This window comes from Halopseudomonas sp. (genome assembly GCF_047631575.1).
GTDB lineage: Bacteria > Pseudomonadota > Gammaproteobacteria > Pseudomonadales > Pseudomonadaceae > Halopseudomonas.
Map to the genome: position 1 here is coordinate 61,579 of NZ_JBLIAB010000003.1, position 24,664 is coordinate 86,242.

A 24,664-nucleotide genomic window follows, 5' to 3' on the forward strand; every position below is an offset into this window, starting at 1 on the left:
ATGGGCCCTCAGGGGCTCTCGAAGCGTCCTGCGAGTCGGTTTTTCTTCACCTGATCGGCAGGGAATACTCGTCCGCTCATCGCAATATAGACACCATGGCCGAGTGTATTGAGCGCCCCGACTGCCAGGCCTAGGTTGAACAGGGCATCAGAATCACGAAAACGAGCGGGCTGCATCGCGCCGGTCAGCACGATGACTTTATCGGGTATGTTCGCCAAACCTGCCGCTGTCACGGTCATAGTGTCGGTGCCGTGGGTGATCAGCACATGTTCATAGGGACATGCTGCCACCGTATCGTGGATCAGTTGTCGGTCGGCGTCATCCAATTCGAGGCTGTCTTTTCTGATAAGTGATTGGACAGAATAACCGACGTTGGCCCGCCCCTGCTCCATCAGCTCTCCAGCTACCGGCTCACCGATCTGATACTCGCTTAGTGCATCGTAATAGAGCTTGTCGAGGGTGCCGCCGGTACCATAAATTTGTATAAACATGGGTTGCTCCAACAGTGACGGAAATCAGTATGCCTGTAGATACACCTGAAAGCAGCCCCGCGCCGGAGGCAGTCAGAATCTGGTGGGTGTATATGGTGCGTGCCGAGAACGGCTATCTATACACCGGCATCAGCACGGATCCGGCACGGCGATTTGTGCAGCATCAACAGGGTAAAGGTGCGCGTTTCTTCAACCGCAGTCCGGCGCAGGCACTGGTATGGACAGAGGTCTGTCACGGCCACACCGACGCGTTGCGGCGGGAAATAGTTATCAAGGCTCTGGGCAAGACGGCCAAGGAGCAACTGATTAGTCAGGCCAATGTCGCGTCATTTGTTCCCAAGAGTGACTTTGCAGCGTCTTGCGCACCAGTTAAGCTAAGCCACCCTTGACTGGAGAATACCTATGAGCGATCTGATTCTGCACCATTACCCGCAATCCCCGTTTGCCGAGAAGGTCCGCCTGATGCTGGGCTTCAAGGGGCTGGCCTGGAAATCGGTAATGATTCCCGCAGCGATGCCCAAGCCTGATCTGATCGCGCTGACTGGTGGCTATCGGCGTACGCCGGTGATGCAGGTTGGCGCTGACATTTACTGCGATACGGCGTTGATCGCAAGACTGCTGGAGGAGAGAAAGGCCACTCCTGCGTTGTTTCCCGAGGGGCGCGAAGCGGCTAGCTCGGCCCTGGCACAATTCGCTGATCAAGTGTTATTTCAGCACGCGGTAGCCATCAACTTTCAGCCCCATGGTCTGGCTGCCCGTTTTGCCGGTGCTCCGGAGGCCATGGTCAAAGGCTTTATGGCCGATCGACAAAAGCTTTTTCAGGGTGGCAGCGCCAGTCGCTTGGAAGCGCCTGTGGCTCTTTCCCAGTGGCCAACCCTGTTGAGTCGTCTGGAAATCCAGCTGAAAAGAGACGGCGAGTACGTGCTAGGCAATCAGGCTTGTATCGCAGACTTCGCCTATTATCATCCACTGTGGTTCGTTGCCAGCAATGCGGCGGTTGCCGGTGCGCTCGATGGCTATCCAGCAGTCAGAGACTGGATGTCACGTATGGCCGACTTTGGTCATGGTTCGCAGACTGATCTGGATTCCTCGGCTGCGCTGCAGATAGCAAACGATGGCACCCCTCGTGCGTACACTGCAAGCGACTTTGCCAGCCCGGAAGGTTTGCAAGTTGGTCAAACGGTGCAGGTCAACGCAGTGGATTACGGTACCGACCCAGTGGCGGGCAAGCTGGTATACGAAGACGCTGAAGAAGTCGTGATAGCGCGCGATGACGAGCGTGCCGGCCAGGTTCAGGTGCACTTTCCACGATTTGGCTTTCGCATCCAGGCGGCTTGATCGTTGATTGGGCTTCTGAGCGGTATTCGCGCGCAGGAGCCCGATGTCATAATACAGAGGAATCAGAGCTTTTTGGTTTCAGGACTTGATCATTTAGCCACCACTGGTCGCCATATATTCCCCGCCGACACGGCAGTCGCCGAACGGTCATTGAATATGTCAGCAGGCTGCATCAGGCGCGATGGTTTTAACGACTAAAAAAACCTTTCTGTGCCAGATGTTTTTAGCAATGGCGATCGTGTTCGCATTGTCATTGCCAACCCTGGCCGATACGACCCAGGCACCGCCCAAGACTGATCCAGCCGATGCGCAGGCGCACTGTGCTGAGCCAGTTCAACGTTTTATGGGTTAATTGAACGCCGCTGATGCCGATGCCGATGTTGGCAAGCGCATTGATGATGCCTTGCGCGATGAATTTGAGCGGAACCTGGAGCGGTGCCGAGCGTCCTATCAATATCAGTTGAAACAGCTGGAGGTCAAATTCGATGACCTGCCGGTGGATGCCTATTGCCACTCGGTGCGTCGGGAATCCATCGATGCTGAATCGTTACTCGACATAGATGCAGCAAGGGTAAAGCAGTTGCCGCTGAACGGTGGCGAAGAGCAGCGGGCCGCGGCGGACTTTCTTGCCCATGCCAGCGACGGGCTGGTTCGCTCTGTGAATGGACTATTTCTCCTGCGTCACAGCATTTGTATCGAGGAGCGCATCACGCCTTTTGATCAGCTGCCGTTCGGTGGGAGTCCAAGCCAGACATATTCTCATATCGAATAGATCGCACCGGTCGGCAGCAATGCCGCTACGCATGCGATGATGGTGGGACGGATATTCCGCGACGCGGCTGTATAGCCGTCTCGACTCTACTACGGAGGCATCGTGAACGACATTATCCAGGTAAAAGGTATCACCAAGACATACGCAACGGGTTTCAAAGCCCTGGACGGCATCGACCTGAATATTCGCCGTGGTGAGATATTTGCTCTACTTGGGCCCAACGGTGCGGGCAAGACTACCCTTATTAGTATTATCTGCGGCATCGTCAATGCCACGGCCGGGCAGGTCATCGTCGATGGCCATGATATTGTTCGTGATTATCGGGCAGCACGGAAGACAATTGGTCTGGTTCCGCAGGAGCTGACCAACAACATGTTTGATAGTGTCTGGGCGACCATGAAGCTCAGTCGCGGGCTATTTGGTAAGGCACCTGACGCTGCACACCTGGAAAAGGTTTTGCGCGATCTGTCGTTGTGGGACAAGCGCAACGAGAAAATCATGAGCCTGTCCGGAGGCATGAAGCGGCGCGTGCTGATTGCCAAGGCGCTCTCCCACGAGCCCGATGTGTTGTTTCTGGATGAGCCGACCGCCGGCGTTGATGTGGAGCTGCGCCGGGATATGTGGGAGATGGTCCGGCTTCTGCGAGACAAAGGCGTGACGATCATTTTGACCACCCATTACATCGAAGAGGCCGAGGAGATGGCTGACCGTATCGGGGTGATCAATGGAGGTCGCCTCATCTTGGTGGAAGACAAGGCCACGCTGATGCGCAAGCTGGGTACCAAGCAATTAAGTATCCACTTGCAGCAGCCTCTGACTCACATACCGGAGACGGTGGCGGAATATCAATTGGAGCTGGCGCAGGGCGGCCACGCTCTGGTCTACACCTTTGATGCTCTTACGGAACAGACGGGTATTGCCGAGCTGTTGCGGGCGCTGGCGCGCGAAGGGATTGAGTTCAAGGATCTGCACTCCAGTCAAAGCTCTCTGGAGGATATCTTTGTCGGGCTGGTTCACAATCATCCTGGACAGCTGAAACAGCAGGCTACCGAGGAGCTGTCATGAATGTATATGGAATCAAAGCGATCTATCAATTTGAAATGAACCGCATGCGCCGCACTCTGTTGCAAAGCGTTGCCTCTCCGGTTATTTCTACGTCGCTGTATTTTGTGGTGTTTGGCGCGGCGATCGGTTCACGCATGGCTGAGGTGGATGGCGTAGGTTACGGCGCCTTCATCATTCCGGGTCTGATCATGCTGATGTTGCTCAACGAAAGTATTTCCAACGCCTCGTTTGGTATCTACATGCCCAAATTTACCGGCACCATCTATGAAGTCCTCTCGGCACCGGTGTCGCCGGCGGAGATTGTTGTTGGTTACGTCGGAGCCGCCGCTACGAAGTCGGTCATTCTTGGTTTACTGATTTTGGTCACGGCGAGAATCTTCGTCCCGTACGAGATACAGCATCCGGTCTGGATGCTCTGTTTTCTGGTGCTCACGGCAGTAACGTTCAGTCTGTTCGGGTTTATTATCGGGGTCTGGGCTGACGGGTTCGAAAAGCTGCAGATTATTCCGTTGATGATTGTTACCCCGCTGGCATTCCTGGGCGGCAGTTTTTACTCGATCAGCATGTTGCCGCCGATCTGGCAGACCATCACTTTGTTTAATCCGGTGGTCTACCTGATCAGCGGATTTCGCTGGAGTTTCTACGGCGTTGCCGACGTCCATATTGCGATCAGTCTGGCCATGACGCTGGTGTTTCTGTTCGTTTGCCTTGGCATTGTCGGGTGGATATTCAAGACCGGTTATCGACTCAAGCCTTGAGCGTGCAGAGTCAGTCCTGAATGTTGCCACTCAGCGCTCTGACCCGTGCATAAGGATGGTTCTGTAGTGCGGCAAAGCCGGGAATTTGCCGTGCTTTCATCCGGGTGAACAGCGGCGTGGTGATACCGCAAAGAAAGCGCGTAAGGCATTCGCTGCCGGGCGCCATGCCATGCAGTGCAGCGTATCTCTGGATAAAGGAATCGGCTAGCGAGCGTATCTTGGAAGCCTCTGGCAGCTCTGCCTGCGGCGGCTCGGGCAAGGCTTGATGTTGGCCGTCGCACACCGAACAATGGCCGCAGTGCAAAGGCACCTGCTCGTCGCCAAAATGCAGGGCCAGTCGATGACTCAGGCAGGTGCCGGTTGCGAAAAGATCGAGCATCGCGTGGATGCGACGTATTTCGCTCTGCTCCTGCATGAGGAAATATGTGTATAACTCTTCTGCCAGTGTTTGTGGGTCGAAATCTCGGGCGACCAAGGCATACACTTCGGTCATCTGCTTGCTTTCCATCCCGATCCAGCCCTGCTCCTGAAAGTAGTCCAAGGCTTTGATTACCCGGCCGCGCTCGGCCCCATTTTGCTGCCAGAGCGCTTCGAAATCCACAGTGCACCAGGTGCGTGCCCGCGTTGATGTACTGACAATCGCCTGAACAAACTGCTGCCGCTCACCCTGGAAGCGAGCGACTAATTCGTCTGCCGCGAGCAGGTACTTGAAGCGGTACTCGGCAAAATAGGCGTAGCGAGGCGCAATGATTCCGCGCAACTCCAGTTGCACCAGCAGAGTCTTGAGTGGCAGTTGACGAATATTACTCAGCGAGGAGAGGGCGTTGAGCATAATCTCCCACTGTCCCGACTGGTCAGGGGTAGTCAGTAGATCGTCCAGCACGCCGCGAATGCCGATTAGTTCCGGTGTGTCGCCATAGACAAAGTTTTCCAGCACATTCAGATTGTCCCGGTTAGCCAGAATCAGGCAGCGCGACGGTTCACCGTCACGCCCGGCGCGGCCGATTTCCTGACTGTAGTTTTCGATCGATTTTGGCAGATCATAATGCACCACATTGCGGATATTGCTCTTGTCGATGCCCATGCCGAAAGCGATGGTTGCGACAATGCAATTGATCTGTCCGCCCATGAACTGTTGCTGGATAGTCTCCCGGCGCTCGTGCGCAAGGCCTGCGTGGTAAGCGCTGGCTGCAATGCCTTGGGTGCTCAGCTGGAGGGCAACATCCTCTGCGGTTTTTTGTTGAGTCACATAGACGATGGATGCCTCTGTAGGCCGAGCGCCAAGCCATTCAACAAGTCTGCCGGGCTTGTCAGCGGTAGCCGCCGGTTCAACACCCAGATGCAGATTGGGGCGGTAGAAGCCGGTTGTCACTACATCTTCCCCGGCAATAGCGAAGCGCGATTGCATATCCGCGATAACTGGCGGGGTCGCTGTGGCAGTCAACAGCAGTACATGAGGGATATTCAGTTGTTGCTGATACGCCGGCAGTTTCAGGTAGTCGGGACGAAAATTATGCCCCCACTCGGAGATACAGTGTGCTTCGTCGACGACCATCAGTGAGATGGGCACCTGTTGGATAAAATGCCGGAACCGCTCATTCTTTAGCCGCTCGACCGAGATCATCAGGATCTTCAGTTCGCCGTTACGTGCTCGGGCCATGACTCGGTTACTCTCGTCACGGCCCTGGGCCGAGTCAATGCTGCCTGCGGCAATACCATGGCGCTCAAGAAACGTCAGCTGATCCTGCATCAGCGCCAGCAGCGGCGAGATAACCAGGGTCAGATGCGGCAGATGCAGGGCAGAGAGCTGGTAGCAAAGCGACTTGCCCGAGCCGGTAGGGAATATTGCGGCCGCGGAGCGACCTGCCAGCACGGAGGTAATGGCCGCCTCCTGGCCGGGACGAAACTGGCTGAAGCCGAAAGTGTCGAGCAGTGTCTGTTTGATCATGGTGACATGGTGCGCAATTTGCGCCGTCTTGTCTGCGACCTGTCGCACAATCAATCAAATAGCCTCTGTCTCAGCGGCTTTTTTTATTCCGCAGTTGTTGGACCAGGCCCTTGGGAGGATGTTTTATAACCAGCGAATCCTGACCTTCGTCGTACTCCACCTGTTCACCGAGCAGGTGCGCTTCGAAGCTGATCGACAGGCCATTAGCCTTGCCATAAAAACGCATGAAGTTGCTCAGGGTACGTTTATCCGCTGGAATTTCCGGGGACAGGCCGTAATCCTTGTTGCGTATGTAATCGTAGAAGGCACGCGGTTTTTCTTCGTCGATGACACCAGAGAGCTCTTCCAGCGCGACCTGTTCGCCCTGACGAGCCTGGCTGTTGACGTAGCCGCTCATGGCCTTGGTCTTATTGCGTAAGGTTTCGGGCTGGTAATCCGCTTCGCCAACATAATCGCTGAAGGCTTGCAGCAGGGTAGTGGTTTCTTCTTCAGGATTGGCGCCTTCGATACAGCCGATGAAGTCGCGAAAGTAGTCCGAGACCCGTTTGCCGCTGCGCCCACGGATGAAGGAGATGTATTTGGTCGATTGGGCGTTCTGTTTCCACTCGGTCAGATTGATCCGCGCCGCCATGTTCAAGCTGGATAGATCCAGGTGACGTGCCGAAGCGACCTCCAGACTGTCGGTGACAGTGACCCCTTCGGTATGGTGCAACAGGGCGATAATCAGAAACGCGGTCATGCCCTGACGGTAGCGGATATAGAGTACATGGCCGCCCAGTGCGAGATTGGAGCCCTCCATTAGGGTTTTCAGCTGCTCGGTGGACTGGCGTGAGAAACCGATGAAATCCTGCTCACCGTCGACCAGCTGCTGCAACCAACCGCTGAATGGGTAGGCCCCGCTTTCGGGCTGGAAATAGCCCCAGGCCTTATTTGGCTTGCTATTGTAGGCCTCGATCAGGCCGGCAAGCAGCTGCTCGAGTGCCTCGGAATTGGTCAGCTCGCTGTCGCGCAGGCTCAGGCTGGCCGGTTGGCCGTCGGGTTTCTTGTGAATTTGATGAACAATACTGTTATCGATGGGCATGGTGTCTCTTCTGTTGCTGATACCGGGCGGTCCGGATTGAGCTCCGGCCCGCCTCGAGCCTAAAGGCTGGCAATATGACTACGTTGTTCGCTGAGTTGGCTCAGAGCTTTTTCAGCATCGGCGAGTTTGCCACGCTCCTTGTCGATCACCGCCGGCGGCGCCTTGTCGACAAATCCGGCGTTACCTAGCTTGCCGCCGATGCGTTTGACTTCGCCTTGCAGACGTTGGATCTCTTTGTCCAGTCGGGCCAGCTCGGCGGTCTTGTCGATCAGGCCTGCCATGGGCACCAGTACTTCCAATTCGCCGACCAGGGCGGTAGCGGACAAAGGTGCTTCGTCACCTTCTGCCAGGACGGTGACCGAGGATAGCTTGGCGAGCTTCTTCAGGAAGGTGTCGTTTTCTGCCAGTCGGCGGTGATCTTCCTGTGCCGCGTTGCGCAGCAGCAGATCAAGTTCCTTGCCGGGGGCAACATTCATTTCGCCGCGAATGTTGCGTACGCCGAGGATTAGTCCCTTGAGCCATTCGATGTCCTGCTCGGCAGTTTCATCCAGTCGGCTCTCATCGGCCTGCGGCCAGGGCTGGAGCATGATCGTAGGGCCAGCTTTACCCGCCAGCGGGGCCACGCGTTGCCAAATCTCTTCGGTGATAAAGGGCATGAACGGATGGGCCAGACGCAGGGCTGCTTCCAGCACGCGCACCAGTGTACGGCGGGTGCCCCGCTGGCGCTCGGCCGGGGCGTTTTCGTCCCACAGAACCGGTTTGGACAGCTCCAGATACCAGTCGCAGTATTGATTCCAGATGAATTCGTAGAGTGCCTGTGCCGCCAGATCAAAACGAAATTGATCAAGCTGCCGGGTCACTTCGGTTTCGGTACGCTGCAGGGCTGAAATGATCCAGCGATCAGCCAGGGTCAGCTCTACCGCCGCTGCGCCATCGATGCCGGTGTCGTTGTCTTCGCACTGCATCATCACATAACGCGCGGCGTTCCAGATCTTATTGCAAAAGTTGCGATAGCCTTCAACGCGGCCCATATCGAACCGGATATCCCGTCCGGTGGAAGCCAGGGAGCAGTTGGTAAAGCGCAGGGCATCGGTGCCATAGGCGGCGATTCCGTCGGGGAACTCGTCGCGGGTCTGCTTCTCGATCTTGGCCGCCATTTTTGGCTGCATCATGCCGCTGGTGCGCTTGGTTACCAGTGACTCCAGATCGATACCATCGATGATATCCAACGGGTCGAGTACGTTGCCCTTGGACTTGGACATCTTCTGGCCCTGGCCATCGCGGACCAGACCATGCACATAAACCGTCTTGAAGGGGACCTGAGCGCTGCCGTCGTCGTGTTTCATCAAATGCATCGTCAGCATGATCATCCGTGCAACCCAGAAGAAAATGATGTCGAACCCGGTCACCAGAACATCGGTCGGGTGAAACGTCTTCAATGCCTGGGTCTGCTCGGGCCAGCCAAGGGTAGAGAAAGTCCACAAGCCGGAGCTGAACCAGGTATCGAGCACGTCCTCATCCTGGCGCAGGACAGCGTCGCCAAGGCTGTGTTTGGCGCGTACTTCGGCTTCGTCGCGACCCACATAGACCTTGCCGGACTCGTCATACCAGGCTGGAATTCGGTGCCCCCACCAGAGCTGGCGGCTGATGCACCAGTCCTGAATGTCACGCATCCAGCTGAAGTACATGTTCTCGTATTGTTTAGGCACGAACTGGATTCGTCCATCCTCTACTGCTGCAATCGCGGGTTCGGCCAGAGGCTTGGTCGACACATACCACTGGTCGGTCAACCAGGGCTCGATGATCACGCCTGAGCGGTCACCCTTGGGTACCTTGAGTGCGTGAGGCTCGATTTTTTCCAGCAGACCGGCCGCCTCGAAATCGGCGACGATACGCTTACGCGCTTCGAAGCGGTCCAGACCCGCGTATTCAGCAGGTAAGCCCGGATCGACATCGGTGTTCATGGTGCCGTCGATATTGAAGATCTGGGCACTGGCAAGAATCGCCGCGTCCTTGTCGAGAATATTGATCAGCGGCATGGCGTGACGTTTTCCGACTTCGTAATCGTTAAAGTCGTGGGCCGGGGTGATCTTCACGCAGCCAGTGCCAAATTCGGGATCGCAGTAGTCATCCGCGACGATGGGAATGCGCCGGCCAACCAGTGGCAGCTCAATGAACTTGCCGACCAGCGCCTGATAGCGCTCATCCTGTGGATTGACGGCCACTGCAGTATCGCCCAGCATTGTTTCGGGACGCGTGGTGGCAACGATCAAATAGGTTTGACCCTCGGCCGTGGTTGCGCCGTCTGCCAGCGGATAACGCAGGTTCCACAGCGAGCCGGTCTCCTCGTGATTTTCCACTTCCAGATCGGATATGGCAGTGTGCAGCGCCGGGTCCCAGTTCACCAAGCGCTTGCCGCGGTAGATCAGGCCGTCTTCGTGTAAGCGAACAAAGGCTTCCTTGACCGCTTCGCACATGCTTGGGTCCATGGTGAAGCGTTCGCGGCTCCAATCTACCGAGCTACCCAGGCGGCGTATCTGCCGGGTGATGTTGCCGCCGGACTCTTCCTTCCACTGCCAGACTTTATCGAGAAACTGCGCGCGGCCCAGGTCATGACGTGACTGACCTTGAGCCGCGAGCTGGCGCTCGACAACCATCTGGGTTGCTATACCAGCGTGGTCCGTGCCGGGTTGCCACAGGGTGTTGCGGCCTTGCATGCGACGGAAACGGATCAATGCATCCATGATCGCGTTATTGAAACCATGACCCATGTGCAGGCTACCGGTCACGTTGGGTGGTGGCAGCGCAATGGTGTAGGACTCGCCCGAGCCCTGGGGTGAGAAGTAGTTATTCTGCTCCCAGTTCTGGTACCAGGAAGATTCGATAGCGTGGGGCTGGTAGGTCTTGTCCATGGGTATGCTGGGTATCCGATTGGTCAGTCGGCGACAGGCCGTGCCGGTTGCGGCGTAGCAGGCAGGATCGTCGCGGAAAAAACACCCATTATAGCGGGCAGGGGACGCTGAGGCCCAGCCCGCAGGCGCTTATTTAAGTTGCTCGCGCACCATCTGCTGCAACTTGTCCTGCAGGCGATTACGCAGTTCGGCCTCAATGGTCGGCATCATGTCGTCTATGACTTCCTGCAGAATGAGGTGTGCTTCGGCCTGCAGACGTGCCTCCATACGGACTTCCCGCGCGCCGGTGTGTGCACTGTCACGACCGATACTCTGGCGTGTCGAGGGGCGCATCGAGGGCGGAGGGACGTGGCCGGCCATCAGGCGATCCAGTTGCACCCGTTCCTCCGCCAGTCTTGCTAGTTGATCATAGGGCAGAAACGGATTCGGCTTGGGCGTTGGGGGGCGTGCAGGTAAGGGCTGGGTAGGGTTTGGGATAAGCTGCGCTGCAGGTGCAGGGGGGTTGCCTGCGATCAGGTTGACAGGCGTCAGTGGCTGGCTGAGGTCCAGGCCGGGAGCGTCAGTAATGATGTCCTGCAGGAGGGGTACGTCCAGCTTCGCGTCAGTGCTACCTGCAATACTAGCGGTGGGCTCTGATGGCTCGTCCAGCAGAGTACGAATGGACTCCAGGTCCTTGAGCAGACGTGATGGTTCCGAAGGGTCGCGCTGCGCCATGATTCATCCTGCTGTCCGTATCTGATGGGTTTGCAGAGGATAGCCCCGTTCGCGGTAAAAGCGAAATCGCTCGCGTGCCGGAAGGCGAATCGGGTCGTTCTCAACGACAATTTCGGCCAGCCGGTTGAACCGGCTGAACGATTCGGCGGTGTTGTCCGCGAGATTGATCAGTAAATCGTTGTGGGCAGCGTGGGGTTCACCGTGGCCACACACCACCGCTTGTGTGGGGTCGTCTGTAGCCAGGCCGTGGGGTAGGAACGAGTCGGCGCGAAAGCGCCATAACAAACGGTCAAGAGTCTCGGCCTGCTCGGCATCTGTGCAGTTGAGATAGACCCGGTGACCCTTGATCCAGGCTTTGTGAGCCAGCCGGCAGGCATAATCCAGGCGCAGGCCAGGGTTGGTGCTGGTCAGCAGATAGAAGTCTATGCGGGTCATGGTGGCTACCTGGGAGGCAGGCGACAGGTGGCGGATGTGGTGTTGCCCGGCCTGTCGCTGCTGATCACTGGATCTGGTTCAGAAGATATTGCATCAATAGCGGTACGGGGCGTCCTGTTGCGCCTTTGTCCTTGCCGCCGCTGGTCCAGGCTGTGCCGGCAATATCCAGGTGAGCCCAGGGGTAAGCCTTGGCATAGCGTGACAGGAAACAGCCTGCGGTTATGCTACCGGCCTTCGGGCCACCGATGTTGCCCATGTCGGCAAAGGGGCTGTCCAGTTGTTCCTGGTACTCCTCGAATAGAGGTAGTTCCCATGCACGATCATCGGCCTGTTTGCCGGCGTTTAATAGTTGCTGCACCAGCGCCTCATTGTTCCCCATCACCGCCGACGTATTGCTACCCAGCGCGACAATACAGGCGCCGGTCAGGGTGGCGATATCGACGACACTGGCAGGTTTGAAGCGTTCGGCGTAGGTCAGGGTGTCGCAGAGCACCAGTCTGCCCTCGGCGTCGGTATTGAGGATCTCAATAGTCTGGCCGGACATGCTGGTGACAATGTCGCCTGGCTTGGTGGCCGTTCCGCTGGGCATATTTTCTGCCGAGGCCACGAGGCATACCAGATTGATCGGTAGTTTCAGGGCAACAACGGCTCTAAGAACCCCAAAGACGGTCGCAGCGCCACACATGTCGTACTTCATTTCGTCCATATTCGGCGACGGCTTGATACTGATACCACCAGTATCGAAGGTAATGCCTTTACCGACGAGTACATGAGGCTGATCCTTGGCCTTGGCGCCCTGGTAGCTCATGCGGATCAGTTTGGCAGGTTCCGCGCTGCCCGCGCTGACGGACAATAGGGCGCCCATGCCGAGCGCTTTCATATCCTTTTCATCGAGAATCTCGACGTCCAGTTCTTTGTAGGTCTTGCCCAAAGCCTTGGCTTGATTGGCCAGATAGGTCGGTGTGCAGACGTTGCCAGGCAGGTTGCCCAGAGTACGCGTGAGGTCGATACCGTCGCTGATGGCCTCGGCATGCTCTACCGCTAGCTTGAGCTGGCCCGCATCGGCTTTATCGGCAGACCAGATCAGACATTTCTTGAGTCGTGGCTTGCTGGCTTTGAGTGTTTTGAACTGATCAAACTGGTAGAGGTTTTCGCGTATTGTTTCCAGCATGAGGCGCGTACGTGCATACAGGTCACGTCCGCTGACTGGCAGCTCGGCCAGCGTCAGCAGCGCATCAGTGGCGCCACCATCCTTCAATGTAATGATGACTTTCTGGACCAGTTTGCGGAACTGCCGGTCGCCAAGTTCGGCATCCTTGCCCCGGCCCACCAGCAATATACGCTGCGCACTAATACCCGGCAGACCAAACAGCATGAGGGTCTGGCCGCTTTTACCGGTAATATCGCCCTGCTTGATTGCGGCGCTAATCTGGCCACTGCACGCGTGATCCAGTTCGGCGGCGGGGCCCTCAAGGGGGGCGCCTTCACTGATGGCGACGACCAGGCAGCCGCTCTTGATGGTTTCGAGTGTGCCGTGCTTGACGTTAAAGTCCATTAGTACTCCCCAAGACAAATGATGTTGATTGACTGATAATACAGCCAGCAAGTCGGACCGCCGTGCGCCGGGATCGGCGTTACACTTGCATCCAAACTCGATATCCCTCCATTCTGGCTCATTCAAGTGCCTGGGGCCAAGGAAGTTATTGTGATTGTGTTTCGTTATCTGAGCCGTGAAGTGTTGCTGACCCTGACTGCAGTCAGTGGCGTACTGCTACTCATCATCATGAGTGGACGGTTCATCAAGTACCTCGCCCAGGCGGCCGCGGGCCAACTCGACCCCGGGGTGCTCTTCCTGATCATAGGATATCGGCTGCCTGGATTCATGGTGCTGATTCTGCCGCTGGGCCTGTTTCTCGGCGTCCTGCTGGCATACGGCAGGATGTATCTGGATAGCGAAATGACAGTGCTGTCCGCTAATGGCTTCAGTGATCGACGAATACTCTGGTATACCCAGGGCTCCGCACTGATAGTGGCTCTCATTGTTGCCATCTTGAGTCTTTGGTTGGCGCCGGCTGGCGTTTTGAAAACCCAGCAGCTATTTAATCAGCAGGCTGCCATGACAGAGTTCGATACCCTGGCGGCGGGCCGTTTTCAATCGCTGGGCAGCGGTCAGCGTGTGACCTATGCCGGTGGTCTTTCAGAAGATCGTACTCAGCTGGAGGATCTGTTTATTACCGAACGCGCCGGGGGCATCGATGATACAACGGTAGGCGTTCTGGTGGCGGAAACCGGACGACAGCAGATGAATGTCGATGGCAGTCGCTACCTTGTGCTGTATGACGGTTATCGTTACGACGGCACACCTGGCTCTGCCGACTTTCGGGTGATCAGCTATGACACCTACGGCGTACTGCTGCCAAAGCCGGAGATTGCAACCGAGGTGACCGACCGCGAAGGTATTCCCACGCTGCAGTTGTTTGGTCATTCTGACGTTGATCTGCGTGCGGAGTTGCAATGGCGATTGGCGCTGCCTCTGCTGGTCTTCATAGTTGCTTTCTTTGCCGTACCGCTTTCGCGCGTCAATCCGCGGCAGGGGCGCTTTCTCAAGTTATTGCCTGCGGTGATGCTGTATATGGCCTATCTGGCGTTGCTGATCAGCGCCCGAGGCTGGATGGAGTCGGGCGCCTTGCCGGCAGTTCTGGGCTTATGGTGGGTGCATGTACTCTTTTTGATTATCGGTGTGGTGCTTAATCGCCAGGCCCTTTTGCCTCAGCCAGTGCCGCGGGAGATTGCTCATGCGCATTCTTGATAAGCATATAGGTGCGACGGTTTTGTTGAGTATTGTGATCGTCGCGGTGATCGTGCTTGGGCTTGATCTGCTTTTCGCCTTCATCGACGAGCTGGACGATGTGGAAGGCAGCTATGGCGGGATGGACGCGCTGGTTTATACGCTTTTTACACTGCCACGCCGGCTGTATGACCTGCTGCCTTTGGCTGCGTTGATCGGATCGCTGATTGGTCTGGGTACGCTGGCGAGTAATTCGGAATTGACTGTCATGCGTGCCGCGGGTGTATCCATTACGCGCATTGTCATGGCGGTTTTCAAACCTGTGTTGGTGGTTTTGTTGACGGGTGTGCTCCTTGGTGAGTACGCAGCGCCCCGTAGCGAAAACATGGCTGAAAGCCGCCGTGCTATAGCCCAAGGTACAGAGCAGGCGTTCAAATCTCGTGGCTTTTGGCATCGCGAAGGCAACGATTTTTTGCATATTAATGCGGTGCAGCTCGATGGCGCACTCCGCGGGATTACCCGGTACCGCTTTGATGATAAGCGCCGTTTGCTTGAAGCCAGCTTTGCCAGCAAAGCTATCGTAGAAGATGACAGCTGGTTAATGGAAAATGTGCAGACCACACGGTTTCCCGAGCCTGACCGTAGTGAGGTGGGCCTGGTTACCCAGGAGCGTTGGAACGTTCTGCTTTCCGCTGAGTTGCTGCAGGTGGTCGTACTTGACCCCGGTGTGCTACCCCTGAGCGGGATCTGGCATTATCAGAGATACCTGGCCGAGCAGGGCCTGAGCAACGAACAGTACCGCTTGGCGTTCTGGAAAAAGCTCTTTCAGCCCCTTGCTACTCTAGCCCTGGTGTTCGTTGCGATTTCTTTTGTATTTGGCCCGTTGCGTTCTGTCACGCTGGGCCAGCGGGTGTTCACCGGTGTGCTTGTTGGCTTCAGTTTTCGCATGGTTCAGGACTTGCTTGGACCGTCCAGTCTGGTATTCGGATTTTCGCCGCTGATTGCGGTATTGGCTCCGATGCTGCTGCTGTTCCTGCTCGGCGCATGGCTGATGAGAAGGGCGGGATAATCCGGATGCCGGCACCCCGGCCACGTGCTATTTCTTGAAGGTACCCTTTGGCAGAGTAACCAGCTGGGTGCCTGATGCGATGTCGTGCCAGGTTCGGGACCGTGGGTCCCACAGTGCCCAGAGAAACCCCAGACCCAGACACAGCCAGGCCAATTGAGCGACAATAAACCGGATCAATGCCTGGCGACGTGTGATCGAACGTCCCCCTGGCTGCTGGACTCTGATCCCCCATACCTGCATGCCCAGCGTCTGGCCTTTGAGGGTCCAGAAGATACTGTAAAATAACAAACTTAGAAGGATCACCATGACAGTCAGCAGGTAATCGCCGATGAAACTGCCTGCCTCTGCCTGTTGGTGCGCCACTTTTTCGCCTGTAAGCACAATATGAACGCCCAGATAAGCAAAAGTGGCGACCATCCAGACAGCGATCAGCAGGAACAGGTCGTAACTAGCCACCGTGATTCGCCGAGCTAATGTAGTAGCTGGAAAGTCGCCCACTGGTTCGAGTTGTTTAATATTCATCTGTGCTCCGGAGCGAATGAGGCGAAGGCGCCTAGCGCCGGGTCAAGGGTGGGGTGTCGAATCGGACTGCGGCCAGGCCGTGCTCACGCAATGCGCGAATGTTGGCGTGATCGCTGCCATCGGGATGGATCAGTACTGCCTGATAATGCTCAGCGAAGCACTGCAGTGCCTGTGAGTCGCTCAGGCCCAGATCCAGCGCCATTGCCAGAGCCTTACATGATCCCTGATTGTCACCCACATCATTTCGTACTGGACCGTTATCAAAACCGCTGGCCCGGTAATGATAATGCTTTTCGATAAAGCTCAGGGTATCGGCAAAACAATGGCTCGTGCATTTGAGTATTTCGATTAGCGTATTTCGGCTCACTTTTGATTCGCCTTGGGCTGTGCAGCAGCAAAATCTGCCAGCTGCGCTGGACTGGATTCATTTTGGTAGCGGTCCTTCCAGTCGGAGTAGGGCATCCCGTAAACCGCTTCGCGCGCCTGATCCATTGTCAGCTCCACATCGATATCATCGGCGGCTGCTTTGTACCATTTGGAAAGACAGTTGCGGCAGAACCCTGCGAGTGTCATCAGCTCAATGTTCTGCACATCCTTACGTCCATTGAGATGCGCTAGCAGAGTACGAAAGGCTGCAGCCTCCAGTTCAGTACGTTCTTGCTTGGTCATGTTCGACTCCGCAGAGTTGTTTGGGGACGTTTGGCGCGATCATACTGGCCCCGTTCAGGCGCAGCAATAACCTCGTTGTCAGCTATCCCGGTCGGCGCTCAGCGTGATTGAGACGGATTCGGCAAAGCGCAACGCATGGGGTTTATCGACCTCTACCTCGGCATAGCGCACCTCGGAGTGAGACATCACCAGATCGAGCAGCTCTTGAGTCAGACGCTCGAGCAGGGCAAAACGGTTGTCTTCCACATGTCGGATGACCGCTTTTGTTATGGTGCGGTAATTCAATGCCTGATCAATCTGATTCAGCTCGACGGCCTGAGCCGCCGGGTAAAGAATGGTCAGATTGATCAGCACATCCTGGCGGTTGAGGATCTCTTCTTCCTTGATACCAATAAAGGTGCGCAAACGAAGATCCTTGACTCGAATACGTGCCATGCCGGGTGTCAGTTTGTTCATGTTTAGCGCCCGATCAATTGCAGAAATTCCTGCCGGGTATTAACCGACTCGCGGAACGCACCGAGCATGACCGAGCTGTGCATCGATGAGTTCTGTTTCTCGACCCCGCGCATCATCATGCACATGTGCTTGGCTTCAATGACGACCGCCACGCCTTTGGCATTGGTCACAGACTGGAGAGCCTCGGCTATTTCCCGTGTCAGGTTCTCCTGAATCTGCAGGCGGCGGGCAAACATGTCCACGATACGAGCTACTTTTGACAGGCCGATAACCTGACCGGTCGGAATATAGGCGACATGCGCCTTGCCAATGAAGGGCAGCAGATGATGCTCACACAAGGAATAGAGTTCGATGTCCTTGACGATCACCATCTCATCATTGGTCGAGGCGAAAAGCGCGCCGTTCACAATCTCATCCAGGGACTGATCATATCCCCTGCACAGAAATTGCATGGCCTTGGCTGCACGTTGAGGTGTGCCTTTGAGCCCTTCGCGGTCGGGATTCTCGCCGAGGTTGGTAATAATGTCGTGGTAGTTGCGGGTGAGGTTTTCTAGGCTCATTTGAGGAGTCTCTCGGGGTGTCATTTCAGGTGCCTGCCGCCATTCAGGGTCAGGCTGGTGCCGGTCACGTATGAATTGTCCATCAGGTAGCGAATGGACTGGTAAACAACTTCCGGTCCGGGTTCGATGCCCAGAGCGGATTTCGCCAGCGTTTTGCGGCGGTATATTTCATCATCACTGCTATTGAACATGATCAGTGCCGGGGCTATAGAGTTGACCTTGACCTGCGGCGCCAGCCGAGCCGCAAAAGACAGTGTCAGGTTTTCCAGTCCAGCCTTGCTGGCACAATAAGCGGCGTGTTTTTTGCTGCCGCGTTGGGCGGCATAATCGGTGAGCTGAATAATATCGGTTGTCTGGTGCGGGTCGAGCAACAGCGAGCATGCGTCATTGATCAGGAAGGGGGCCTGCATGTGTACCATGAACATCTGTTGCATGGCCTCTGCGCCGGACTGATCCTCAAGCCACAGTGAAGCATTATGAATGATTGCTCGAAGCTTGGGACCTTGATCCTGAAGACGCTCTATAAACTGCTCGATACCCTTGAGGCTGGAGAAGTCGGCGAGCATTACATCAATGCCTGACAAGGGCTGATCTCTCCACTCGGGGCGAAGTGACCGACATGTGATGATTACGTGGTAACCATCTTCTACCAGCCGCTGAGCACAATGCAGACCTACCCTTTGTGCACCGCCGGTTATCAAAATCGTGTTACTGACAGTCATCAGGCTCTCGTCGTCAGGGTAAGGACCCGGCCGCTCAGTCCGGGGGTACAGCGGCAACGGACTAAGCGGCCAAATCCTTTGCTAAACTTATACGATACTAATAATATGTACAACTTATTAGTATTGCCATTTGCGACGCATGTGACGTTTTCTGAATTATTAGCTTGTTCGCAGTTGCCCCGTGACAGTCTGGCCACAGGAGTTCCCGAATGAACATTGGCAAACTTGCCGCTGCTTTGCAAAGCGGCCAGGTACAGGGAATCAATATTATCACGCATAGTGGTCTTAATCGTTACGCGGTGCAGGTATTGCCTGCTGGAAAGGCTCCATTCCTGTTGTTGACAGACAACCAGAAACCCTGCTTCTGGCAGTCACTAGGTCAACTGCAAGCTACTTTGCGCCGGCGCGGCATAGTGCCGCCGACGTTGAAAGTGACCGTAGCACAGGATGAGGTCATCGGCCGTTAATGATCTTTTTTACGCGGCTCACAACGGTCGCTCTCACAACTTGCCGTCACAGAGTTACCGGGCATCGGAACCATGCGTGCTATGGCAGGGCGTAGCCGGCAGAACAGTCGGTATGCCCATTCCCAGAACGGCCTTGCCCAGTTCCAGCACAAGGGTTTGACCAGCCAGCCAAGACCCACAGCGTGATAGCTCCAGTACGTTGCATCTATGCCCTTCACGATGTGTCCATCCTGGAATCGGGCATGCAAACAAGCCAGCATCTCGTCGCGCGAGAGGCCCGGTAAGGTATCAGCAGTGGGTGCCGCGATGTTGATCAGTTTCAGTCGGGTATCGGCGTTACGCCTTTCGAACATGCGTATTTCACGAAGACACAAGGGACACTCACCGTCGTAATAAAGAGTCAGCGGCCACGCGGGTGAAATGGTAAGCACGGGTATTCTCCATTCAACTGGCCAGCAGGTGTGTACAGGCTTTTGCTGTTGCGCAAGTTCTGTACAATAGGTTTCAATCTAACGGGCCAGGTGCGGTTTCCGCAAACGCTAACGGCCGTACCCCCGATTTCCTCTGTAAACAGATATGACCGATAACACTGATTCTACCCATACAGTCCAGAATGTTGACCTGGAAAAGGAAGATCTCTATCCCATTAGAGAGGTGTCGCGTCTGACCGGCGTTAACCCTATTACGCTTCGGGCGTGGGAACGCCGATACGGCATGCTAGTACCCCACCGGACGCCAAGCGGCCATCGACTCTATTCCATGGCTGATATTGAACGGGTGCGTCAGGTAACTGCATGGATTGAGCGTGGTGTGGCCGTGAGTAAGGTCGCCTCAATTATTGATCGGGAAGTTGCCGTCAGGGACGCCCCCCAAGTCGATGGGATCACTGCCGGTGCTGAGGCGGCTAGCGGTCTGCCGGATTGGCAGACGAAGCTGGTTGAAGCGGTTAACAGTATCGATCTGGCGACACTGGATGCTGTCTACGGGCAAGCGCACTCTGCTTTCCCAGTCACCACCGTTTTGTATGACATTGCGCTTCCGGTATGGAGGCTTTTTCGCGACAAAGCGGGCCTTGACGTAGCGACTGGACAGTGGGCCTTTCTGGATGCTTTTGTTCGCGGCCGGCTGTTCCAGCGCATCGGTTATCTGAGACCAGGATTACCGACAGTGATGCTCGTGGTGATGCCGGGTAGCGCGTCCGAGTTCGAGATTCTTTCGGTGGCAGCCCTTATTATTGAGGCAGATGCCAACGTTACCTATGTGCCGGTCATGTCTTCTTATGCCGAACTGACAGCCATTGCTGAACGTTCGGCGTGCGACGCTCTCTTTCTTTACGGCGATCATGCGCTGGACGGGGATGCTCTGAGCAAGGCGTTACCACGAATGGAGCAGGCTCTGGGCTGCCCTGTCGCTATCGTAGGTCCCGTGTGTGAAGTGCAGTCAGCAGAGTTGGAAGCCGCGGGAGTTCAGATTCTGGGAGCTTACGGGCATGGACTGGTCAACAAAATGCGTGGCTTGCTTGCCGGGCGGCTGGATAACCATTAAAGGGTAAGCGCGGAATATCCGGTAACGTTCAAAATTATACAATGTCAGTAATTTTGTATAATTTATATCTACGGACTCGTAGTTAATGCGAGACACGGATCCAAAGCTGCGCACTCCGGTAGTCGGTTCTTCCTTTGGACTACCGGGGTTTTTTAAAACCACACTTATTATGTACCCTCTGCGTTTACCCAGTCCGCGTGTTCTCTGCTCAAGACTTATACTATCAAATCATCTGCTTTATTCAAGTTGTTATGGCGTATCAGCATTGCTCTTCGTCGGACATGTCTTTGGATTTTCTTTGCCCATAGTAGAATGTGTTTCTTAACATTTATCGCACTAGTGTGTAGGGCTTTCGCTCGCCAGCGCCATGTTTCATCATCATATTGAAATAGATGAGCTGCGTGACAGAAAAACTAACCAAAGATCTTCATCAGGTCCGTATTCATCCTATTCAGCTGCAGTTTGGAATGTACGTATGTAGACTGGATAAGCCTTGGCTGGAAACGCCCTTTTTGTACTAGGGCTTCCTGTTATCCCACGAAGATGACCTTGTTGCGCTGAAAAGCCTGTGCGAATACGTTTATATTGATCTCCTGCTTACCCGAGTGGATGTTTCCGTGCTGAAGCCACTTAAGGCAATCTCCGGCCCCGGGCCTCAGGCGTATCCGATCAACGTGGATATCGAGAGTGAGATTGGCCGGGCTGTTAAGGCCTAAAGCCGTTCTTTGGCAGAAATAAAATACATTCTCCAGCTCATCTGCGACCATCAGAGTATCGATATCGAGCAGATGATGGTTGTCGTACATGACTGCCTGGAATCGGTTATTCGAAACCCTTCTGCACTGTTATGGCTGACGCGGATAAAGCACGTTGATCAGTACACGGCCGAGCATTGCGTGAACGTCGGTATCCAGGCAATGGCTCTGGGCCGGCATCTGGGCTTGGGAGCCAAGCATATTGAGTTGCTTGGTTTGTGTGGCATGCTGTACGACGTTGGCAAAATGAGCCTCGACCAAGACATTCTCAATAAACGCGGACGCCTTACTCCCGAGGACGCCAGGCACCTCCGGCTGCATCCTGTCATGGGTCGAGACCAGTTGGCAAAGGATCCGAAGGTACCGCAGGAAGTTATCAACGTGGCCTACCCGCACCACGAACGTATAGACGGTAAGGGCTACCCAGAGAAGCTGCCGGCGGGCAGGCTTGATTTTTATACCCGTGCGATCACGATAGTCGACGCCTATGACGCCATCACTAGCGAGCGTTGTTATAGCCCTAGTAAATCGCCGGCAGAAGCGTTGAAAATTCTCTACAAAAACATTGGAACGCAGTTCGATGAAAGCTTGGTGATCAAGTTCATCGAATGCATCGGCCTATACCCCCCGGGCTCTCTGATGCAAATGGGCAGTGGTGAGGTAGGTATTGTTCTCTCCGTCGATCCGTTGCACCGACTTTCACCGAAGGTGGCACTGTTACTCGATGACCAAAAACAACCAATGCAGCAGCTGGTTGTGGATCTGAAGCATGAGCCGGCTGCGCTGCAGGGTGGAATGAAGATTGCGGGGGTACTTGCGGATGGGGCTTATGGCATTAATCTGGAGTCATTTATGTTCGCCAATATCAAGCTGGGCTAACAGGGGATTATTCTACTTCCCCGTGTTTGCCAACTGCGCCCGCAACTGGGCGACTTCCTGTTTCAGGGTTTCAACTTGCTCCTGATTTTGCACCTGCTCGGTGACATCCTTCTGTATACCGATGAAATAAGTCAGCTGATCTGCTTCATTGTACACAGGAGTGATGGATAGCTCGTTCCAGAACATGCTGCCGTCCTTGCGGTAATTACGCAAAATCTGACGGGATGGCTGCCCGGTTTTTACCGCGTCGCGTATTGCCCGGAGTCCTGACTGGTCGCGATCATCTTTCTGCAGAAATCGGCAATCCTGATAGAGAATGTCATCTGTGTGATAACCAGTGAGACGCTCAAAAGCCTTGTTGACGTAAATAAGGATATTGTCATCGCCCTCCTGCTCGGCGACGACAATGCCGTCATTTGATGCATCAACCACGAGCTGCAGAAGTTTGGCATTGATCATTGCAACCACATTCTCCAATTGTTTAAACACATTCTATAGCAACATCCCGCCCTGTCCAACGCGCGAGAGGGCAAAGAGTGCGGCATAATAGGTCACTTTAGCGGGTACTTTGGAGGAAAAAATGCATGTCGCTGTGCTGAGTGGTTCTGTTTACGGGACTGCAGATCTGGTTGCGGACGAGGCTGCTGATCGCTGCCGTGAGGCAGGGCTTGGGGTGTCAAGGATAAAGCCCGCCAATGTTGATGGGCTCCTCGAGGCGAATCCAGACGCTATCTTGGTATGCGTTTCAACAACGGGCATGGGCGAGTTGCCCGATTCGTTCATGCCTTTTTTTATAGGCCTTCAGGATCGCTTCCCGCTCTTTACCGGCAAGCCCTTTGCGGTCGTTGCCTTGGGTGACTCGGCCTATGGAGATACCTTCTGCCAAGGTGGCGAGCAGCTGCGTGAGTTACTGCTTGAGCTTCAGGCGCATGAGGCGCTGCCCATGCTGCGTTTGGACGCCAGCGAGACGGTATCTCCCGAGCTGGACGCCGCGCCCTGGTTTGATCAGTTCATTGCCGTAATACAATGCTAAGCCTTATAGCTCTTCAGCAAGCTCACCGAGTGCCAGACGCGCGAGAGCTGCTTCGTCGAGAATCACTATCTGGCCATAGTGGATACGTAACCAGCCCGCTTGTTCCAGACGCTTGAGCAGCTTGTTGATACTCTGCCGCGAACTGTTCAGCATTAAGCCCAGAGACTCTTGAGATAACTGTATCGTCGCCTGGTTGCTGCCCTGATCATTTTGTTCGTAGTTGTGAGCGTGCATTAACAAACGCTTTGCCAGGCGCGAGGAAAGGGGTAATAGCGCGCTGTCTTCAAGCATCGCGAACGACAGTCGGATTCGGCGACAGAGCAAGCGCATAAAATGCGGATAGAGTTCTGGGCGGCGCTCGAGCAGTTGCTGAAAGCCCCGACGTGGAATCATTACCAGCGTAGTGGGGCCTGTTGCGTGGGCATCGTGTGTGCGCGGCAAGTCATCGAAAAGGGATATTTCGCCAAACCAGCTACCTGGGCTCAGTACGGTCAATACAGCCTCGCGTCCATCCAGTCCGGTGCTACTCACTTTTATCGCGCCGTTGACTACCCCATAAAGACCGTCGGCTGCATCATCCTTGGCGTGTAGTAGTTGGCCATCTTCAAGTTGACGCAAGCGCGCCAGATCCGCCATATCATCCAGGCAGTTTGTAGGTAGATCGCGGAGCCAGCGATTGCGCAGCAATAAGGAACGGAACATCGCGGCATCCGGGCTGGACGACACTGTAAAGTGTTTGACAGTTCTTTTCTCTGTCACGCTTTACACTCCTGCTATTGTAAGAATGATCTAGTATGACGTAACCCGGCCTGTCTGTGCTTGGCCGTTATCCAACTCGATGAGGATTAACGCGATGAATGCTATACAACCCCTGCCGGTCATGGACGTGAAAGATCAGGTGAGCGCCGAAGAATGGCAGACCCGCGTTGATCTTGCTGCCTGTTACCGCTTGATTGCGATGTACGGCTGGGATGATGTGGTGTTCACCCACGTATCGGCGAAAATCCCAGGTACCGAGCACTTTCTCATCAACCCCTATGGTTTGATGTTCGAAGAGATGACGGCTTCCAATCTGGTCAAGATCGATCTGCAGGGCAATAAGTTGATGGACACGCCCTACGACATCAATCCCGCCGGTTTTACAATTCACAGTGCGGTTCACGAGGTGCGTCATGACGCTACATGTGTTTTGCACACCCACACTGCTGCTGGGGTCGGAGTCTCTGCCCAGAAAGAGGGCATTCTACCGATTTCGCAGCAGTCCATTTTTGTGCTCAGCAACCTGTCCTATCACGACTATGAGGGTGTAGCATTGAACGAGGACGAGAAGTCCCGGCTTCAGGCTGACCTGGGAAAGACCAATGCCATGATCTTGCGCAATCACGGCCTGATGACTTGTGGCAAGTCGATTGCCGAAGCCTTTCTGGGTATGTACACGTTGCAGCGCTGTTGCGAAATTCAGGTTGCTGCGCAGGCCGGCGGTGGTGAATTGATCCCGATTTCCCAGTCGATCCTCGACGGGGCGAAGGAAAGTATGCGACAGGTGACTCGTGGCGCGGGTGGCAATCTTGCCTGGCCGGCCTTGTTACGCAAACTGCAGCGGGTTAATCCCGGCTTCGACAGCTGATCCAGACTTCCCGGTCAGCCGCGTTCGGCGCGACTGCTCTGGATACTAAAAGGCCCGT

At 55.3% G+C, this 24,664-nt stretch carries 31 protein-coding genes; 14 read left to right on the plus strand and 17 right to left on the minus strand.

Annotation, left to right across the window (positions count from 1 at the left end):
• Positions 1–8 precede the first annotated feature (8 nt).
• The gene (locus ACJAXR_RS06995; protein WP_415057541.1) at positions 9–491 is read right to left on the minus strand and encodes an asparaginase domain-containing protein; all 483 of its coding nucleotides are present in this window, start codon (positions 489–491) and stop codon (positions 9–11) included.
• Positions 492–520: 29 nt separating this feature from the next.
• Here ACJAXR_RS06995 and ACJAXR_RS07000 point away from each other — a divergent pair, with 29 nt between their 5' ends.
• The 6 genes from ACJAXR_RS07000 to ACJAXR_RS07025 all read left to right on the plus strand — a co-directional run bounded on the left by ACJAXR_RS07000 (position 521) and on the right by ACJAXR_RS07025 (position 4,424).
• Complete coding sequence (locus ACJAXR_RS07000; RefSeq protein ID WP_415057542.1) at positions 521–880, plus strand: GIY-YIG nuclease family protein; 360 nt, start codon at positions 521–523, stop codon at positions 878–880.
• 13 nt (positions 881–893) lie between these two features.
• A complete protein-coding gene (locus ACJAXR_RS07005) occupies positions 894–1,829 on the plus strand; it encodes a glutathione S-transferase family protein (protein ID WP_415057543.1) in 936 nt (311 codons plus the stop codon).
• 229 nt (positions 1,830–2,058) lie between these two features.
• The gene (locus ACJAXR_RS07010; protein WP_415057544.1) at positions 2,059–2,181 is read left to right on the plus strand and encodes a hypothetical protein; all 123 of its coding nucleotides are present in this window, start codon (positions 2,059–2,061) and stop codon (positions 2,179–2,181) included.
• Complete coding sequence (locus tag ACJAXR_RS07015; RefSeq protein WP_415057545.1) at positions 2,182–2,601, plus strand: hypothetical protein; 420 nt, start codon at positions 2,182–2,184, stop codon at positions 2,599–2,601. It begins immediately after the preceding gene.
• A gap of 102 nt (positions 2,602–2,703) precedes the next feature.
• Positions 2,704–3,666 carry an ABC transporter ATP-binding protein gene (locus ACJAXR_RS07020; protein WP_415057546.1) on the plus strand — a complete coding sequence of 321 codons (963 nt, stop codon included), beginning with the start codon at positions 2,704–2,706 and terminating at the stop codon, positions 3,664–3,666.
• Positions 3,663–4,424, plus strand: coding sequence for an ABC transporter permease (locus ACJAXR_RS07025; protein WP_415057547.1), 762 nt, complete (start codon positions 3,663–3,665; stop codon positions 4,422–4,424). Before ACJAXR_RS07020 ends, ACJAXR_RS07025 begins: the two co-directional genes overlap by 4 nt.
• A gap of 10 nt (positions 4,425–4,434) precedes the next feature.
• Here the strand turns inward: ACJAXR_RS07025 and ACJAXR_RS07030 are convergent, their stop codons facing one another.
• The 6 genes from ACJAXR_RS07030 to ACJAXR_RS07055 all read right to left on the minus strand — a co-directional run bounded on the left by ACJAXR_RS07030 (position 4,435) and on the right by ACJAXR_RS07055 (position 13,069).
• Positions 4,435–6,372, minus strand: a complete 1,938-nt coding sequence (locus ACJAXR_RS07030; RefSeq protein ID WP_415057882.1) for an ATP-dependent DNA helicase RecQ — start codon at positions 6,370–6,372, stop codon at positions 4,435–4,437.
• Between the two features lie 70 nt (positions 6,373–6,442).
• A complete protein-coding gene (gene yejK / locus ACJAXR_RS07035; RefSeq protein ID WP_415057548.1) occupies positions 6,443–7,453 on the minus strand; it encodes a nucleoid-associated protein YejK in 1,011 nt (336 codons plus the stop codon).
• A 59-nt stretch (positions 7,454–7,512) separates the two neighbouring features.
• Positions 7,513–10,365: a valine--tRNA ligase gene (locus ACJAXR_RS07040; protein ID WP_415057549.1), complete on the minus strand. Its 2,853-nt coding sequence runs from the start codon at positions 10,363–10,365 to the stop codon at positions 7,513–7,515.
• A gap of 129 nt (positions 10,366–10,494) precedes the next feature.
• Positions 10,495–11,079 (minus strand): hypothetical protein, encoded by a 585-nt coding sequence (locus ACJAXR_RS07045; protein ID WP_415057550.1) that lies wholly within the window; start codon positions 11,077–11,079, stop codon positions 10,495–10,497.
• Between the two features lie 3 nt (positions 11,080–11,082).
• Entirely contained in the window at positions 11,083–11,514 is a 432-nt protein-coding gene (locus tag ACJAXR_RS07050; RefSeq protein ID WP_415057551.1) for a DNA polymerase III subunit chi, read from the minus strand.
• Positions 11,515–11,578: 64 nt separating this feature from the next.
• Positions 11,579–13,069 carry a leucyl aminopeptidase gene (locus ACJAXR_RS07055; RefSeq protein WP_415057552.1) on the minus strand — a complete coding sequence of 497 codons (1,491 nt, stop codon included), beginning with the start codon at positions 13,067–13,069 and terminating at the stop codon, positions 11,579–11,581.
• Positions 13,070–13,219: 150 nt separating this feature from the next.
• Between ACJAXR_RS07055 and lptF the strand changes: the two genes are divergently transcribed.
• Positions 13,220–14,323 carry an LPS export ABC transporter permease LptF gene (gene lptF, locus ACJAXR_RS07060; RefSeq protein WP_415057553.1) on the plus strand — a complete coding sequence of 368 codons (1,104 nt, stop codon included), beginning with the start codon at positions 13,220–13,222 and terminating at the stop codon, positions 14,321–14,323.
• Positions 14,310–15,371, plus strand: coding sequence for an LPS export ABC transporter permease LptG (gene lptG, locus ACJAXR_RS07065; protein ID WP_415057554.1), 1,062 nt, complete (start codon positions 14,310–14,312; stop codon positions 15,369–15,371). Before lptF ends, lptG begins: the two co-directional genes overlap by 14 nt.
• A 27-nt stretch (positions 15,372–15,398) precedes the next feature.
• Here lptG and ACJAXR_RS07070 read toward each other — a convergent pair whose 3' ends face one another.
• From ACJAXR_RS07070 to folM, 6 genes are all read right to left on the minus strand, one after another.
• Positions 15,399–15,893, minus strand: a complete 495-nt coding sequence (locus ACJAXR_RS07070; RefSeq protein ID WP_415057555.1) for an RDD family protein — start codon at positions 15,891–15,893, stop codon at positions 15,399–15,401.
• Between the two features lie 31 nt (positions 15,894–15,924).
• Positions 15,925–16,260: a HopJ type III effector protein gene (locus tag ACJAXR_RS07075; protein WP_415057556.1), complete on the minus strand. Its 336-nt coding sequence runs from the start codon at positions 16,258–16,260 to the stop codon at positions 15,925–15,927.
• Entirely contained in the window at positions 16,257–16,562 is a 306-nt protein-coding gene (locus ACJAXR_RS07080; protein WP_415057557.1) for a DUF1244 domain-containing protein, read from the minus strand. Before ACJAXR_RS07080 ends, ACJAXR_RS07075 begins: the two co-directional genes overlap by 4 nt.
• Positions 16,563–16,640: 78 nt before the next feature.
• Positions 16,641–17,018 carry a dihydroneopterin triphosphate 2'-epimerase gene (gene folX / locus ACJAXR_RS07085; protein WP_415057558.1) on the minus strand — a complete coding sequence of 126 codons (378 nt, stop codon included), beginning with the start codon at positions 17,016–17,018 and terminating at the stop codon, positions 16,641–16,643.
• 2 nt (positions 17,019–17,020) lie between these two features.
• On the minus strand, positions 17,021–17,578 hold the full coding sequence (gene folE, locus ACJAXR_RS07090) for a GTP cyclohydrolase I FolE (RefSeq protein WP_415057559.1): 558 nt from the start codon (positions 17,576–17,578) through the stop codon (positions 17,021–17,023).
• A 20-nt stretch (positions 17,579–17,598) separates the two neighbouring features.
• Positions 17,599–18,300: a dihydromonapterin reductase gene (gene folM / locus ACJAXR_RS07095; RefSeq protein ID WP_415057560.1), complete on the minus strand. Its 702-nt coding sequence runs from the start codon at positions 18,298–18,300 to the stop codon at positions 17,599–17,601.
• Positions 18,301–18,509: 209 nt separating this feature from the next.
• Here folM and ACJAXR_RS07100 point away from each other — a divergent pair, with 209 nt between their 5' ends.
• A complete protein-coding gene (locus ACJAXR_RS07100; protein ID WP_415057561.1) occupies positions 18,510–18,767 on the plus strand; it encodes a hypothetical protein in 258 nt (85 codons plus the stop codon).
• Here the strand turns inward: ACJAXR_RS07100 and ACJAXR_RS07105 are convergent.
• Positions 18,764–19,198, minus strand: a complete 435-nt coding sequence (locus tag ACJAXR_RS07105; protein ID WP_415057562.1) for a thiol-disulfide oxidoreductase DCC family protein — start codon at positions 19,196–19,198, stop codon at positions 18,764–18,766. The two genes, ACJAXR_RS07100 and ACJAXR_RS07105, sit on opposite strands and share 4 nt — an antisense overlap.
• A gap of 145 nt (positions 19,199–19,343) precedes the next feature.
• On the opposite strand from ACJAXR_RS07105, the gene ACJAXR_RS07110 reads away from it, so the two are divergent.
• Both ACJAXR_RS07110 and ACJAXR_RS07115 read left to right on the plus strand, forming a co-directional pair.
• Positions 19,344–20,312 (plus strand): MerR family transcriptional regulator, encoded by a 969-nt coding sequence (locus ACJAXR_RS07110; protein ID WP_415057563.1) that lies wholly within the window; start codon positions 19,344–19,346, stop codon positions 20,310–20,312.
• Positions 20,313–20,704: 392 nt separating this feature from the next.
• Positions 20,705–20,833, plus strand: coding sequence for a DUF3391 domain-containing protein (locus ACJAXR_RS07115; protein WP_415057564.1), 129 nt, complete (start codon positions 20,705–20,707; stop codon positions 20,831–20,833).
• A gap of 9 nt (positions 20,834–20,842) precedes the next feature.
• On the opposite strand, the gene ACJAXR_RS07120 is transcribed toward ACJAXR_RS07115, so the two are convergent.
• Positions 20,843–21,118 carry a hypothetical protein gene (locus ACJAXR_RS07120; protein ID WP_415057565.1) on the minus strand — a complete coding sequence of 92 codons (276 nt, stop codon included), beginning with the start codon at positions 21,116–21,118 and terminating at the stop codon, positions 20,843–20,845.
• On the opposite strand from ACJAXR_RS07120, the gene ACJAXR_RS07125 reads away from it, so the two are divergent.
• Positions 21,104–21,946, plus strand: coding sequence for an HD-GYP domain-containing protein (locus ACJAXR_RS07125; protein WP_415057566.1), 843 nt, complete (start codon positions 21,104–21,106; stop codon positions 21,944–21,946). The genes ACJAXR_RS07120 and ACJAXR_RS07125 overlap by 15 nt on opposite strands.
• A 12-nt stretch (positions 21,947–21,958) precedes the next feature.
• On the opposite strand, the gene ACJAXR_RS07130 is transcribed toward ACJAXR_RS07125, so the two are convergent.
• A complete protein-coding gene (locus ACJAXR_RS07130) occupies positions 21,959–22,405 on the minus strand; it encodes a PAS domain-containing protein (protein ID WP_415057567.1) in 447 nt (148 codons plus the stop codon).
• A gap of 121 nt (positions 22,406–22,526) precedes the next feature.
• Here ACJAXR_RS07130 and ACJAXR_RS07135 point away from each other — a divergent pair, with 121 nt between their 5' ends.
• Complete coding sequence (locus ACJAXR_RS07135) at positions 22,527–22,979, plus strand: flavodoxin domain-containing protein (protein WP_415057568.1); 453 nt, start codon at positions 22,527–22,529, stop codon at positions 22,977–22,979.
• Between the two features lie 3 nt (positions 22,980–22,982).
• On the opposite strand, the gene ACJAXR_RS07140 is transcribed toward ACJAXR_RS07135, so the two are convergent.
• Positions 22,983–23,738 carry a Crp/Fnr family transcriptional regulator gene (locus tag ACJAXR_RS07140; RefSeq protein WP_415057569.1) on the minus strand — a complete coding sequence of 252 codons (756 nt, stop codon included), beginning with the start codon at positions 23,736–23,738 and terminating at the stop codon, positions 22,983–22,985.
• Positions 23,739–23,832: 94 nt separating this feature from the next.
• On the opposite strand from ACJAXR_RS07140, the gene ACJAXR_RS07145 reads away from it, so the two are divergent.
• Positions 23,833–24,606, plus strand: coding sequence for a class II aldolase/adducin family protein (locus ACJAXR_RS07145; RefSeq protein WP_415057570.1), 774 nt, complete (start codon positions 23,833–23,835; stop codon positions 24,604–24,606).
• Positions 24,607–24,664: the final 58 nt, after the last annotated feature.